Source organism: Pseudomonas sp. JQ36, from assembly GCF_053851495.1.
Map to the genome: position 1 here is coordinate 3,106,562 of NZ_CM132642.1, position 14,029 is coordinate 3,120,590.

The window sequence follows — 14,029 nt, forward strand, 5'->3', positions numbered from 1 at the left end:
CCTAATGATCTTGTCGTCGGAAAAATGGCATCCCGCTAGAGGGACGCAAGAAACTGACAGTTGGATGGCCCTTTGAACCGGGCGGTCACATTTAAGCATTGTCCGACGAAAACGCCTAAGACAACAAATCCTCCAGACGACCGTGGAGGCGCTCGGGCAGGTTCTCCTGAATCTCGATCAGCGCGCGCTGAATCGCGCTCTGAAAGCCCTGAACCCCGGCCGAACCGTGACTTTTCACCACGATGCCCTGCAAGCCGAGGAAGCTAGCGCCGTTATGTCGCGCCGGCGCCAGATCAGCATGCAGGCGTTTCATCAATGGCAAGGCCAAAGCACCCACCACGCGGGAAGCAAAGTTTTTCTTGAACAAGGCTTCTATACGCGCGGCGATCATCGTCGCCAAGCCTTCGCTGGACTTGAGCAGAATATTGCCGACAAAACCGTCACAAACCACCACATCCGCCTCGCCGCGATACAAGCCATCGCCCTCGACAAAACCGATGTAGTTGATGCCACGCGCGGCCTGCAGCAAGGTCGCCGCCAGCTTGACCTGCTGATTGCCCTTGATGTCTTCGGTGCCGATATTCAGCAACGCGACACGCGGCCGGGCGATGCCCAGCGTCTGCGCCGCTACCGAGCCCATCACCGCAAACTGCAACAGATGCTCGGCGCTGCAATCGACGTTCGCACCCAGATCGAGCAACTGGCAGTAGCCCTTCTGCGTCGGAATCGCCGCCACCATCGCCGGCCGATCAATACCCGGCAAGGTCTTGAGCACGAAACGCGACAGCGCCATCAACGCCCCGGTATTGCCGGCGCTGACACAGGCCTGAGCCTTGCCGTCACGCACCAGCTCCAGGGCGATACGCATCGACGAGTCCAGCTTGCCACGCAAGGCCTGGGTCGGCTTTTCGTCCATGGTGATGACTTCAGACGCCGGGACAATCGTCAGGCGCGCGCGATCGGCAGCCGATTGGCCGTTGATCAGTTCTTCAAGTAGGGAGGGTTGACCGACGAGGGTCAGGTGCAGCGAGGGCGTAGCAGAAAGGCAAGCAAGGCTGGCCTGAACAATGCTGCGGGGACCGAAGTCCCCGCCCATTGCGTCAATCGCGATGACTTGAGCGGACAAGTGATTACTCGTCAGCGCCCTTGTCGATCACTTTACGGCCACGATATACGCCTTCTGGCGATACGTGGTGACGCAGGTGAACTTCACCAGTGGTTTTTTCTACAGACAGGGTGCTAGCCTCGAGAGCGTCGTGCGAACGGCGCATGTCACGGGCAGAGCGGGATTTTTTGTTCTGCTGAACAGCCATAATTGATTAACTCCTAAACGTTTGGGTCACGCTTTAACTGCGCCAATACACTGAACGGGTTGGACCGCGTTACCTCGTCCTCGCTCGGTTCGGGTTCATCTGCTCCCGCCGGCTGCTGGCATTCTTCCGGATGATGAGCAGGCACAATGGGCAAGGCGAGCAAAAGCTCCTCCTCGATCAGTGACTGCAGATCCAATGGATCTTCGCCCAGTTCCAGCACGTCATAACCTTTCGGTAACGACTGGGTATTCGCACCCTCCTTCACTACAGCGTAACTGCATTCGCTGTGGATCGGCAGGGTGACCAGCTCAAGACAACGCTGGCAAACCATTTTGACTTCGGTGTCGATAAAGCTGTGGATCACCACAGATTTACGTTCATCTCGTTCAAAAACGAATTTGGCCTGCACCGTACCGACATCGTCGGAAAGCGGGTCGCAGAGTCTCTTCAAATCGGCCAGCAGCAGTTCACCTTGAAGGGTGGTGCCACGGTCAGCCAATTTGCGCGGGTCAACGTGAGGTGGAATCGGGTCATTCAACATAGGCGCAGCATTATAGGGATGCACCCACCCATGTCAAAGGAAATTGTGCCCTGTCCGTCACTTGCGTGCCTCCGCTAGAATTCGCACCTGCCTCAGGAGACGCCAATGCTGCCTTTATTACTTGCTTCCAGCTCGACCTATCGCCGGGAATTGCTCGCCCGCCTGCACCTGCCGTTCGTCTGCAGCTCGCCGGATATCGACGAAAGCCACCAACCGGGCGAATCCGCCATCGAACTGGTCAAGCGCCTCGCCGAACAGAAAGCTCGCGCACTGGCGGCCAGCCACCCTGCTCATCTGATTATCGGCTCAGACCAGGTCGCGGTACTCGGCGAACGGATCATCGGCAAGCCACACACCTTTGACAAGGCTCGCGAACAGCTACTGGCCGCCAGCGGCGCCAGCGTGACCTTCCTCACCGGCCTGGCCCTTCTCAACAGCCAGACCGGTCACTGCCAGGTCGACTGCGTGCCGTTTACCGTGCACATGCGCCAGCTCGACGAAGCGCGCATCGAGCGCTACCTGCGCCTGGAGCAGCCCTACGATTGCGCTGGCAGCTTCAAGGCCGAAGGCTTGGGCGTGAGTCTGTTCCAGTCCACCGAAGGACCTGACGCCACCAGCCTGATCGGCCTGCCACTGATTCGCCTGATCGACATGCTGCTGCTTGAGGACGTGCAAATCCCTTAACGCAGGCTGCGATCTTTTGATCTTTACAACGAATCAGCGCAACGATGGCCCGTGGAAACCCATCCACATCGCCAACTGCTCAGCCACGCTGGCACCGAGCTTCTTCGAGAAGCGGTCGAACGGCGATTCCTGCACGGTGAAATCCACCAGCTCTTTCTCGCCAATCACATCCCGAGCCACCGAGCTGGCATTGCCCAGGCCATCGATCAAGCCCAACGGCAGCGCCTGCTCGCCCGACCAGACCAGTCCGGAAAACAACTCCGGATGCTCCTTGTCCTTCAGGCGATCGCCACGACCCTGCTTGACGCTGTTGATGAACTGCTTGTGCGTGGTATCCAGCACGGTCTGCCAGAACGCAGTCTCGTCAGGCTTCTGTGGCTGGAACGGATCCAGAAACGACTTGTGCTCGCCCGAGGTATAAGTGCGACGCTCGACGCCCAGCTTGTCCATGGTGCCGACAAAACCGTAACCGGCGGCCGTTACACCGATGGAGCCGACCAGACTGGCCTTGTCGGCATAGATCTGATCCGCCGCACTGGCGATGTAATAGGCACCGGACGCACCGAGATCGGAAATCACCGCGTACACCTTGGTATCCGGGTGCAGGCCGCGCAGACGCTTGATCTCGTCATACACATAACCCGACTGCACCGGACTGCCGCCAGGACTGTTGATCCGCAGGATCACGCCCTTGACCTTTTTGTCCTCGAAGGCCGCACGCAGGCTGCCGACAATGTTGTCAGCACTCGCAGGCTCCTTGTCGGCAATCATGCCGGTGACGTCGATCAGCGCGGTGTAGTTCGGCCCACGAGTGGCGCTCTTTTCCATGTCCATCAGCGGCGTGAACAGGATCAGCGCAACAAACAGATAAACAAACGTCAGCAGCTTGAAGAAAATCCCCCAGCGCCGTGAGCGACGCTGCTCCTGCACACTGGCCAGCAACGTCTTTTCCAGCAGCTTCCAGCTTTTCTCGTTACCGTCGTCGGCACTTGCCTTGGCCGGTGCTTTCCATTCGTCGGTCATGCGCGGTACCCCAGCAAAAACGTATTAAGCCTGCTGCCCAAGCCAGGCGTGCAATTCACTAAAACGATCAATCGACAGACGCGGCTCGAACTGTTGCAGCGACTCGATCGACTGCGCGCCATAACTGACTGCCACCGACGCCATGCCCGCATTGCGCGCCATCAGCAGATCGAAGGACGAATCACCGACCATCAGCGCCTGCTCGGGCCGCACGCGACAATGCGCGAGAATCTGTTCGAGCATCAGCGGGTGCGGCTTGCTCGCAGTCTCGTCAGCGGCGCGGGTAATATCGAAATAATCTTCCCAGCCATTGGCCTTGAGCACTCGATCCAGTCCGCGACGATTCTTGCCAGTCGCAACCGCCAAGTGATAACCCTGCTCGCGAAACGACGCCATCGACTCGACTACGCCTTCGAACAACGGCGAAGGCACGGCTTCTGCCGCGATGTAGTGATCGGCGTAATACTCTCGAAACAAGGTCATCTCGGCATCGCTGATGTCCGGGTACAAGGTGCGGATCGCCTCGGGCAAGCCCAGGCCGATGATGCCCTTGACCGCAAAATCATCGCGCAACTCGAAACCGGAACGCGCGGACGCAGAATGCATCGCCTCGACAATCCGACCAATGGAATCGGCGAGGGTGCCGTCCCAATCGAAAATCAGCAGTTTGTAATCAGATGGGCGCACTCAATCGCTCCACGGTCTTGGCCCACATTTCATCCACTGGCGCCTGCAACTTCAGCTCACCGCCATCGGGCAGCGGCACGGTCAGCATGTAGGCGTGCAGGAACAGGCGCTTGCCGCCCAGATCACGGATTTCCTTGCTGAAACCGTCATCGCCGTACTTGGTGTCACCGGCAATGCAGTGCCCGGCGTGCAAGGTGTGGACGCGGATCTGGTGCGTACGGCCGGTGATCGGCTTGGCTTCGATCAGGGTGGCAAAGTCGCCAAAGCGGCGCAGGACCTTGAACACGGTCACCGACTCCTTGCCCTCCTCCTCGTCGACCTCGACCATGCGCTCGCCGGAGCGCAGATTGCTCTTGCCCAGCGCCGCACGGACTTGCTTGATCGAGGTCGCCCAATTGCCGCGCACCAGAGCCATGTAACGCTTGTCGACACCGTCACCGCGCAAGGCGGCGTGCAAGTGCCGCAACATGCTGCGCTTCTTGGCGATCATCAGCAGGCCGGAGGTGTCACGGTCGAGACGGTGAACCAGCTCCAGCTCCTTGGCGTCGGGACGCAACTGACGAAAGGCTTCGATCACGCCGTAATTCAAGCCGCTGCCGCCGTGAACCGCAATGCCGGCGGGCTTGTTGATCACGATCAGGGCTTTGTCTTCGTAGACGATCGAGGCTTCCAGACGCTGCAACAGGCCCTGGGCCAGTGGCACCGGTTCGTCGCGCTCAGGCACACGAACCGGCGGCACGCGCACGATATCGCCGGCCTGCAGCTTGTATTCGGGCTTGATCCGACCCTTGTTCACGCGCACTTCGCCCTTACGCAAAATGCGGTAAATCAAGGTCTTGGGCACGCCTTTGAGCCGGGCTAGCAGGAAATTGTCGATTCGTTGGCCGGCATACTCCGGCGAGACTTCAAGCAGTTGAACGCCTGGAGTCGAAGGGGCAGTAGTTGTCATGCCGCGGATGATAACAATTTTTATGGAATTGAAGCACTTAATCATTGCTGCTATAGTCGCGAACGCCGCCAAAAGCGGCCTGGACAGCGGAACCACGGTCAAAAACCGGCCCTGACCAACGCAATTCACCAGGACGCGAGGCCGTCCTACGGGGCTTTCGCTACGTAACGGTGGAGTTTGCAGTTGTAACAAGCGCAGGTGACATGAGGCCTGAATTACACCGTCGAGCAGAGTTATCACTCGCCTGACAGGCAAATATTCGAGGCCAGTTCACAAAGTGCAGTCAGCTGCAGATGACCCCGAGCGAAGACTTCGGAAACATCGCCTGAATTAGCCATGATGCGTGACCTCCCCTTTCGGAGCTCACGGTAAATGCCAACCCGCTGCGGATTCTGCGCGCGGCAGCACCCGAATTATCAGGGATACGTGTAGGGTGGAGATGCACAACCGCCGGACTGTGTAGCAATAGGCTTTATCAAGACGCTTCATCTCGTCCACAGCCGCTGGTTGATTCCTCCTCCTGACTGAGTGCTTAAGTAGCCACAGCAAGCAGGACGCGTACGTCGCGATATCGGCCCAATTGGCCTGACATCGCTGGACACGGGAATGGCCAACCACTCCCGACGCACCTGACACCGACCGTGAGAAGTCGTGTGTGCCGAACGCCGTTTCCGGCAGCCCGGAAACCGACGGTACTACATGAAAAGAATGCTGATTAACGCAACTCAACCCGAAGAGTTGCGTGTTGCACTGGTAGATGGCCAACGCCTCTACGACCTGGACATCGAATCCGGTGCACGCGAGCAGAAGAAGGCCAACATCTACAAAGGCCGTATCACTCGCATCGAACCAAGCCTTGAGGCTGCCTTTGTCGATTTCGGCTCCGAGCGCCACGGCTTCCTGCCCCTCAAAGAAATCTCCCGCGAATACTTCAAGAAAGCCCCTGAAGGCCGCGTCAACATCAAGGACGTCCTGAGCGAAGGCCAGGAAGTCATCGTACAGGTCGAAAAAGAAGAACGTGGCAACAAGGGCGCCGCCCTGACCACCTTCATCAGCCTGGCCGGTCGTTACCTCGTACTGATGCCGAACAACCCGCGTGCCGGCGGTATCTCCCGTCGCATCGAAGGCGAAGAGCGCAACGAACTGCGTGAAGCGCTGAACGGCCTGGTTGCACCCGCCGACATGGGTCTGATCGTGCGCACTGCCGGCCTGGGCCGCAGCAGCGAAGAAATGCAGTGGGACCTCGACTACCTGCTGCAACTGTGGACCGCTATCAAAGAAGCCTCGCTGGATCGCTCCGCGCCATTCCTGATCTATCAGGAAAGCAACGTGATCATCCGCGCCATCCGCGATTACCTGCGCCAGGACATCGGCGAAGTGCTGATCGACAGCGTTGAAGCCCAGGACGAAGCCCTGACCTTCATCCGCCAGGTGATGCCGCAGTACGCCAGCAAGATCAAGCTGTACGAAGACAGCGTGCCGCTGTTCAACCGTTTCCAGATCGAAAGCCAGATCGAGACCGCTTTCCAGCGCGTCGTCGAACTGCCTTCCGGCGGCTCCATCGTCATCGATCCGACCGAAGCCCTGGTGTCCATCGACATCAACTCGGCGCGCGCCACCAAAGGCAGCGACATCGAAGAAACCGCTCTGCAGACCAACCTTGAAGCCGCCGAAGAAATCGCCCGTCAGTTGCGCCTGCGCGACATCGGCGGCCTGATCGTCATCGACTTCATCGACATGACCCCTGCCAAGAACCAGCGCGCCGTGGAAGAGAAAGTCCGCGAATGCCTGGAAGCCGACCGCGCTCGCGTGCAGATCGGCCGCATCTCGCGCTTCGGCCTGCTGGAAATGTCCCGTCAGCGCCTGCGTCCATCCCTGGGCGAAAGCAGCGGCATCGTCTGCCCGCGTTGCAACGGCACCGGCATCATCCGTGACGTTGAATCGCTGTCGCTGGCAATCCTGCGTCTGATCGAAGAAGAAGCCCTGAAAGACCGCACTGCCGAAGTGCGCGCTCAGGTGCCGATCCCGGTCGCCGCGTTCCTGCTCAACGAAAAACGCAACTCGATCACCAAGATCGAACTGCGCACCCGTGCCCGTATCGTCATTCTGCCGAACGATCACCTGGAAACCCCGCACTTCGAAGTTCAGCGCCTGCGTGATGACAGCCCGGAAGCTGCGACCAACCAGTCCAGCTACGAAATCGCTGCTGCCGCTGCCGAAGTCGAAGAAGTCCAGCCAGCCGCTGCGACCCGCACCCTGGTTCGCCAGGAAGCTGCGGTCAAGACTGCGCCGGCCCGTGCCAATGCGCCGGTGCCGACCGAAGTCGCCGCGCCTGCCGCTGCTGCACCGGCTCCGGTTGCCGCGCCAGAGCCAAGCCTGTTCAAGGGCCTGGTGAAGTCGCTGGTCAGCCTGTTCGCCACCAAAGAAGAGCCAGCCGCTCCGGTCGTCGTTGAAAAACCGGCTACCGAGCGTCCGGCCCGCAACGAAGAGCGTCGCAACGGTCGTCAGCAGAGCCGCAACCGTAACGGTCGCCGCGATGAAGAGCGCAAGCCGCGCGAAGAACGTGCACCGCGTGAAGAACGCGCCCCACGCGAACCGCGTGAAGAGCGTCAGCCACGTGAAGCCCGTGAAGTTCGCGAGCCGCGTGAAGCCCGCAGCGAAGCGCCAGCCGCCCGCGAAGAACGCGCACCACGCGCTCCGCGTGAAGAACGTGCACCACGTGCGCCACGTGAAGACCGCAAGCCACGTGGCGAGCGCGAAGAGCGTGTTCGTGAACTGCGCGAGCCACTGGACGCCGCTCCGGCTGCACCCGTAGCAGCTGCCGCTGCCGCTGTGGTCGCAGAAGAGCGTCCAGCCCGTCAGCCACGCGAAGAGCGCGCACCGCGTCCGCCGCGTGAAGAGCGTCAACCGCGTGCCGAGCAGGCCGCTGCTGCCGTCGCCGAAGAAGAAGTGAACAGCAACGAAGAGCAACTGCCGGAAGACGGTCAGGACAACGCCGAAGGCGATCGTCCACGTCGTCGCTCCCGTGGTCAGCGTCGTCGCAGCAACCGTCGCGAGCGTCAGCGTGATGCCAACGGCAACGTGATCGAAGGTTCGGAAGAATCCGAGTCCGGCGAAAACGCTGAACCAGCACCAAACGCTGCCGATCTGGCTGCCGGCCTGGCCGTGACCGCCGCTGTTGCCAGCAGCGTGATCAGCGCTCCAGCCGAAGCACAGGCTCACGAGCAAGCCGAACGCGCTACCGCCGCCGTTCAGGAAACCGCTCCAGTGGAAGCGCCGGTTGTTGAAGCCACTACCCCAGTGGAAGTGGTTGCTGCTCCGGAAGTCGAAGTGGCACCGGTTCAAGAAACTCTGCCTCAGGTTGAAGCCGCTGCAGAACCTGCCGTTGAAGCGCCAATTTTGGCCGCAGAGCCGGCTGCTGAAACCGTCGCTGAAACCGTGACCGAAACCGTGCGTGAAGTTCGCGAAGAACAGACCGCGTTCAACTGGGTTGCCGAGCCTGCCGTCGCTGAAACGCCAGCGCCAGTCGTTGCGGCCCCAGTGGTTGAAGAAGCCAAGACTGCCGAGCCAGTGGTTGAAGTGAGCGAACCTGCTCCAGCGCCTGTCGTTGAAGCACCGGTGGTCGAAGCGCCAGTCGTTGCTGAAGCCCCTGCTCCAGTGGTTGAAGCCGCTCCGGTCAGCGCCCTGACGCCAAACGGCCGTGCGCCAAACGACCCGCGTGAAGTGCGTCGCCGCAAGCGTGAAGCCGAGCGCCTGCAAAAGGAAGCCGAACTGGCTGCCGCTGCCGCTCCGGCGGCTGAAGTGGTCGAAGTTGCTGCGGTGACTGAGGAGGCCGTTGTTGAGTCGGTGATCGCCGAAGCACCACGCTCCGTTCAGGACGCGGTCGAGCATCACCAGGCGACCGAGGAAAAACAGCACGAGCCTAAACCGCTCGTCTGATTCCGAAAGCCAATAAAAAGCCCCGCCTGAGCAATCAGGCGGGGCTTTTTCATGCCTCCAGTTCAAGCATCACCCCGACTCCTTGTAGGAGTGAGCCTGCTCGCGATAGCGGGGTATCAGCTACCACAAATGACACTGACCCACCGCTATCGCGAGCAGGCTCACTCCTACAGAGGATTTATGCAGGGCTCAGGATTGAGGAAATACCAGAGACTCAGGCACATCGATATCCCACAACACCCCGGGATCATCCACCGCTACCTCAATCACCCTGCCCTGCTTGAACAAAGGCCTGGCGCCGCGATCACCACTCAACGCCTGCAACCCCGACCCGAACGAACGCCCGAACCCCACCGGATGCCCAAATTCGCCGTCCTGCACCGGTACGCTCACGGCGTCCTCGGCCATCGCCGCCACCACCCGCTCAATACTCGACGGCAAAATAAACGGCATATCCCCCAGCACAATCAACCAGCCGTCTGCATCCGGACAAGCCGCAACGCCCGCCGCAATGCTGTCACCCATCCCGGTCGATTCAATTGAGACCACGTCACAGCCATAAGCCTGCGCCATGCGCATCGCCTGCGGCCGCGCTTCTGTGGTGACCAGCACCCGCTTGTCCAAGTCGGCCGGCAGATTCAGCAACACCTGCTCGATCACCGAGCGCACCGCGCCATCACGCCCGGTGCAATCGGCCAGCAGCTTGTCCTTGTCGGCACCGGCAACCTGACGAAAGCGGCTGCCCTCACCCGCTGCCAGCACAATCACTGCGATGGATCGACTCATGGCGCCTCCACAACTTTCTTCTGTTTCAACTCGACGCCGTTCTTGATCGCGACGATTTCCGCCAACAACGACAGAGCAATCTCCGCTGGCGAATGACTGCCAATGTGCAGACCGATCGGCCCGTGCAATCGCGCAATGGCTGCCTCTGACAAGCCTAGCTGAGCCAGATTGTCCCGGCGCTTCTGGCTGTTGACCCGCGAACCGAGTGCACCGACATAAAAGGCTGGCGAATCGAGCGCAGTGAGCAACGCCATATCATCCAGACGGGGATCGTGGGTCAGAGCGACGATAGCCGTGCGCTCGTCTGTCTGAATACTCAATACGGCGTCATCCGGCATACCAGGAACGAACCGCCCGTGATGCTCTTCCCAACCGTAGACGAACTCGGTGCGCGGATCGCAGATCAGCACTTCGAAATCCAGCAAACGGGCCATGTCCGCCACGTAGCGTGACAGCTGTCCGGCGCCGATCAACAGCAGACGCCAGCGCGGGCCATAAATGGCGCGCAAGGTCTTGCCATCGAATGCCAGCACATCGGATTTGCTCGCCGCTGACAGCAGCACTTCACCGGTTTCGATGTTCAGCTCGCGGGCGACAATCTCGTGCGCGTCACATCGCGCGAGCAATTCGGCGACCCAGGCCGGATCAGCGACTCGTTCTTCGGTCAGGCGTAACGTGCCACCGCACGGCAAGCCGAACCGTGCGGCTTCTTCCCGGGTCACGCCGTAGGTAATCAGTTGCACCGGCGGGCCGTCGCTGGCGATGCGCCCGTCGTGCAAACGGGCGATCAAGTCATCCTCGATACAGCCGCCCGACACCGAACCGATCACCACGCCGTCCTCGCGCAACGCGAGCATCGCGCCGGGTGCCCGGGGCGCAGTGCCCCAGGTCTGCACCACGCTGAACAGCACCACCCGCTGCCCGGCGCGGCGCCATTCGAGCACGCTGCGCAGGACGTTGAGATCGGCGCTGTCCATTACGCCTGCGCCTTCTGCCAGCCCTGCAACTGATAACGCACCGGCAAGTTACGGATGCGCTGGCCAGTGGCGGCGAAGATCGCATTGCACAGTGCCGGCGCAATTGGCGGCACGCCCGGCTCACCGACTCCGCCCAACGGCACGTCACCCGGCGGCGTCACCAGATGCACGGCAACTTCCTTCGGCGCCAGCGACATGCGCGCCACTTCGTACATATGGAAGTTGTCCTGCTGGACCTTACCGTCCTTGAAGCTGATTTCACCCAGCACCGCGTTGCCCAGGCCCATGACACAGGCGCCTTCGAACTGCGAGCGGATGCGCTCAGGGTTGATCTGCGGCCCGCAATCGACGGCGATGTCAGCCTTGTGCACGATCAGCGTGCCGTCGTCTTTGACCTCGACTTCGATCACCGCCGCCACATAGGTGACGAAGCTGTAATGCACCGCCAGGCCGAGGCCGCGCCCTTTCGGCAATTGGCGCCCCCAACCGGCAGCCTTGGCCGCGGTTTCCAGCACGGTGCGCATGCGTCCGGTGTCGATCGGGTAGCGCTCGGGGGATTCGCCATAGTTCCACTCCTCACTCAAGGTGCGCGGGTCGATCTGGCGATCCGCGCCGAGCAACTTGATCTGATATTGGAGCGGATCGACGCCGGCCTTGTGCGCCAGTTCATCGACGAAACTCTGAATCGCAAAACCGTGAGGAATGTTCGACACCGAGCGATACCAGCCGACGCGGGTGTGCACCGTGGCTTCGGGGTTTTCCAGGCGCACGTTGGGAATCGCGTAAGCCATATTGGTGAAACCCATGCCCAGTTCGAACGCCGCCTCATGATTCATGCCCGGGGCGAACAGCGCAGTAATGCTCGGCGCCACCGTGCGATGCAGCCAGCCGGACGGCATACCGTCCTTGCCGACAGCAGCTTTCAAATACTCGGCGGACACCGTGTGGAAATACGAGTTGTGGATGTCGTCTTCGCGGGTCCATTGCACCCGCACGGCTTTACCGGGGAACTCCTTGGCAAGGATCGCCGCCTCGACGACGAAATCCGGTTTCGATTTGCGGCCGAAACCGCCGCCCAGCAGCGTGACGTTGAAGGTGACATTGTCGAACGGCAGCCCCAGGCGCTCGGCGATGCGCTCGCGAGTCACCTGCGGCGCCTGACTCGGCGCCCACGCTTCACACACACCTTTGTCGTAGCGAGCGATGGCAACCATCGGCTCCATCGGTGCCTGGGCCAGATGCGGCAAATAATAAGAGGCTTCGAGACTGCTCGCTGCGCCGCTCAGGGCTTTGTCGATATCGCCAGTGTTGCGCACCACTTTGCCGGGTTTGCGCGCCGCTGCTTCCAGTTCCTTGCGGTAAGCGATCGAGTCATAACTGGCGTTGGGGCCGTCGTCCCACTCGATCTTCAGCGCCTCGCGGCCCTTGATCGCCGCCCAGGTATTGCTGGCAATCACCGCCACGCCGCCCAGCGGCTGGAATTCCGAAGGCAGTGGACGGCTCTCGATCTGCATGACCTTCAGCACACCCGGAACCTTCAGCGCGGCGCTGTCATCCAGCGACTTGACCTTGCCGCCGTACACCGCCGGACGGGCGATGGTCGCGTAGAGCATGCCGTCGAAATGCACGTCGGCGCCGTACACCGCGCGCCCGTTGACGATGTCGGCACCGTCGATGGCTTTGGTGCCTTCCTTGCCGATGTAGCGAAACTCCGACGGTTGCTTGAGGCGCAGGCTGTCACGCGCCGGCACTGTCAGCGCACTGGCGGCAGCGGCAAGCTCGCCGTAACCCAGCTCGCGACCGGATGGTTTGTGCAGGACTTTGTGCAACTGCGCATGGCACTCGCCCACCGGCACCTGCCACTGCGCGGCGGCGGCTTGCTCCAGCATGGTCCGGGCCGCCGCGCCGCAACGGCGCATCGGTTCATACCAGTGACGCATGCTGCGCGAACCGTCAGTGTCCTGGTTGCCGAAACGTACCTCGTCACCCGACGCCTGCAGGACTTTGACCTTGGCCCAATCGGCGTCCAGTTCATCGGCAACCACCATGGTCAGGCTGGTGCGCACACCCTGGCCCATTTCCGAGCGGTTGCAGACCACGGTGACCGTGCCGTCTGCGGCAATGCTGACGTAAACCTTGGGATCGTCAATCCAGCCGTTGGGCATGCCATCAGCACCGAACTTCTTCGGCGCGTCTTCAGCCAGTGCATCCTGCCAGCCCCAACTCGCGGCCAGCACCAACGCACCAGTCGCGCCAACACCTTTGAGAAAACCGCGACGGCTGAGATTGCTCAGGGCGAAATCATTCGGCAAGCGGCTCATGCCTTGGCCTCCTTCAGGTGAGTGGAGGCCTGACGGATCGCGGTCTTGATCCGGTTGTAGGTGCCGCAACGGCAAATGTTGCCGACCATGGCCTCTTCGATCTGCTCGTCGCTCGGGTTCGGATTGGTTTTAAGCAACGCGGTGGCAGACATGATCTGCCCACCCTGACAGAAACCACACTGCGCCACCGCGCTGTCGAGCCAGGCTTGCTGCACCACTTTCCCGACCGGATCGGCGTGCAGATTGTCGATGGTGCTGACGTTCTGCCCGACCACCGAGCCGATCGGCGTGATGCAACTGCGCGCCGGCAAGCCGTCGATATGAATGGTGCAGGCACCGCACAGGCCCATGCCGCAGCCGAATTTGGTGCCGTTGTAACCGGCGACATCACGAATAGCCCACAGCAGCGGCATGTCTTCCGTAACATCGAGGGAATGGTCTTGACCGTTTAGTTTCAGGGTAATCATGGGCACGCCCGCATATTTTAGTGGTTATGGGGTCGAGCAGAACTGGCGGTGGTTCACGCAGATCGACTCAGGCTAATGGGCCAATACACATCAGTGAAGCCGAACACTGAACCTGTGGCGAGGGAGCTTGCTCCCGCTGGACTGCGGAGCAGGCCCTTCTTGAAAGCGGGGCCGCTACGCGCCCCAGCGGGAGCAAGCTCCCTCGCCACAGGGTCATCGCTGACTGATATGTGGTTGGCACAGGCTCTCTCGTGCCGACGCGAACGTCTGCACCGGGCCTTTGGTGGAGCAAATGACGGTTATCGTTAGCTGGCTAAGTTAACCCACCGTTAACAAAAAAGC

The 14,029-nt window shown here is 60.9% G+C and carries 12 protein-coding genes; 2 read left to right on the forward strand and 10 right to left on the reverse strand.

Annotated elements, in window-relative coordinates; genetic code table 11:
* Nucleotides 1–115: 115 nt before the first annotated feature.
* Genes plsX through ACS4NR_RS13900 form a run of 3 tightly spaced genes read right to left on the reverse strand, consistent with a single transcriptional unit; the run spans nt 116 to nt 1,854 of the window.
* Nucleotides 116–1,126, reverse strand: a complete 1,011-nt coding sequence (gene plsX, locus ACS4NR_RS13890; RefSeq protein ID WP_456017698.1) for a phosphate acyltransferase PlsX — start codon at nt 1,124–1,126, stop codon at nt 116–118.
* 4 nt (nt 1,127–1,130) lie between these two features.
* Nucleotides 1,131–1,313, reverse strand: a complete 183-nt coding sequence (gene rpmF / locus ACS4NR_RS13895; protein WP_003179396.1) for a 50S ribosomal protein L32 — start codon at nt 1,311–1,313, stop codon at nt 1,131–1,133.
* Between the two features lie 13 nt (nt 1,314–1,326).
* Nucleotides 1,327–1,854 (reverse strand): YceD family protein, encoded by a 528-nt coding sequence (locus ACS4NR_RS13900; RefSeq protein ID WP_003204262.1) that lies wholly within the window; start codon nt 1,852–1,854, stop codon nt 1,327–1,329.
* A gap of 105 nt (nt 1,855–1,959) precedes the next feature.
* Here ACS4NR_RS13900 and ACS4NR_RS13905 point away from each other — a divergent pair, with 105 nt between their 5' ends.
* Nucleotides 1,960–2,538, forward strand: coding sequence for a Maf family protein (locus ACS4NR_RS13905; RefSeq protein ID WP_095137204.1), 579 nt, complete (start codon nt 1,960–1,962; stop codon nt 2,536–2,538).
* Nucleotides 2,539–2,571: 33 nt separating this feature from the next.
* Here the strand turns inward: ACS4NR_RS13905 and sppA are convergent, their stop codons facing one another.
* The 3 genes from sppA to rluC are packed head-to-tail and all read right to left on the reverse strand — an operon-like array spanning nt 2,572 to nt 5,197.
* On the reverse strand, nt 2,572–3,561 hold the full coding sequence (gene sppA, locus ACS4NR_RS13910) for a signal peptide peptidase SppA (protein WP_456017699.1): 990 nt from the start codon (nt 3,559–3,561) through the stop codon (nt 2,572–2,574).
* A gap of 24 nt (nt 3,562–3,585) precedes the next feature.
* Entirely contained in the window at nt 3,586–4,248 is a 663-nt protein-coding gene (locus ACS4NR_RS13915; RefSeq protein WP_027612351.1) for an HAD-IA family hydrolase, read from the reverse strand.
* Nucleotides 4,235–5,197 carry a 23S rRNA pseudouridine(955/2504/2580) synthase RluC gene (rluC, locus tag ACS4NR_RS13920; RefSeq protein ID WP_007950779.1) on the reverse strand — a complete coding sequence of 321 codons (963 nt, stop codon included), beginning with the start codon at nt 5,195–5,197 and terminating at the stop codon, nt 4,235–4,237. The genes ACS4NR_RS13915 and rluC overlap by 14 nt, the downstream gene beginning before the upstream one ends.
* 699 nt (nt 5,198–5,896) lie before the next feature.
* Here rluC and rne point away from each other — a divergent pair.
* Entirely contained in the window at nt 5,897–9,136 is a 3,240-nt protein-coding gene (gene rne, locus ACS4NR_RS13925) for a ribonuclease E (protein WP_456017700.1), read from the forward strand.
* A 189-nt stretch (nt 9,137–9,325) separates the two neighbouring features.
* Here rne and ACS4NR_RS13930 read toward each other — a convergent pair whose 3' ends face one another.
* Genes ACS4NR_RS13930 through ACS4NR_RS13945 form a run of 4 tightly spaced genes read right to left on the reverse strand, consistent with a single transcriptional unit; the run spans nt 9,326 to nt 13,687 of the window.
* Complete coding sequence (locus ACS4NR_RS13930; RefSeq protein WP_456017701.1) at nt 9,326–9,922, reverse strand: nucleotidyltransferase family protein; 597 nt, start codon at nt 9,920–9,922, stop codon at nt 9,326–9,328.
* Nucleotides 9,919–10,899, reverse strand: coding sequence for an XdhC family protein (locus ACS4NR_RS13935; RefSeq protein ID WP_456017702.1), 981 nt, complete (start codon nt 10,897–10,899; stop codon nt 9,919–9,921). The genes ACS4NR_RS13930 and ACS4NR_RS13935 overlap by 4 nt, the downstream gene beginning before the upstream one ends.
* Nucleotides 10,899–13,220 (reverse strand): molybdopterin cofactor-binding domain-containing protein, encoded by a 2,322-nt coding sequence (locus ACS4NR_RS13940; RefSeq protein ID WP_456017703.1) that lies wholly within the window; start codon nt 13,218–13,220, stop codon nt 10,899–10,901. The genes ACS4NR_RS13935 and ACS4NR_RS13940 overlap by 1 nt, the downstream gene beginning before the upstream one ends.
* Nucleotides 13,217–13,687 (reverse strand): (2Fe-2S)-binding protein, encoded by a 471-nt coding sequence (locus ACS4NR_RS13945; RefSeq protein WP_456017704.1) that lies wholly within the window; start codon nt 13,685–13,687, stop codon nt 13,217–13,219. The genes ACS4NR_RS13940 and ACS4NR_RS13945 overlap by 4 nt, the downstream gene beginning before the upstream one ends.
* Between the last annotated feature and the right edge of the window lie 342 nt (nt 13,688–14,029).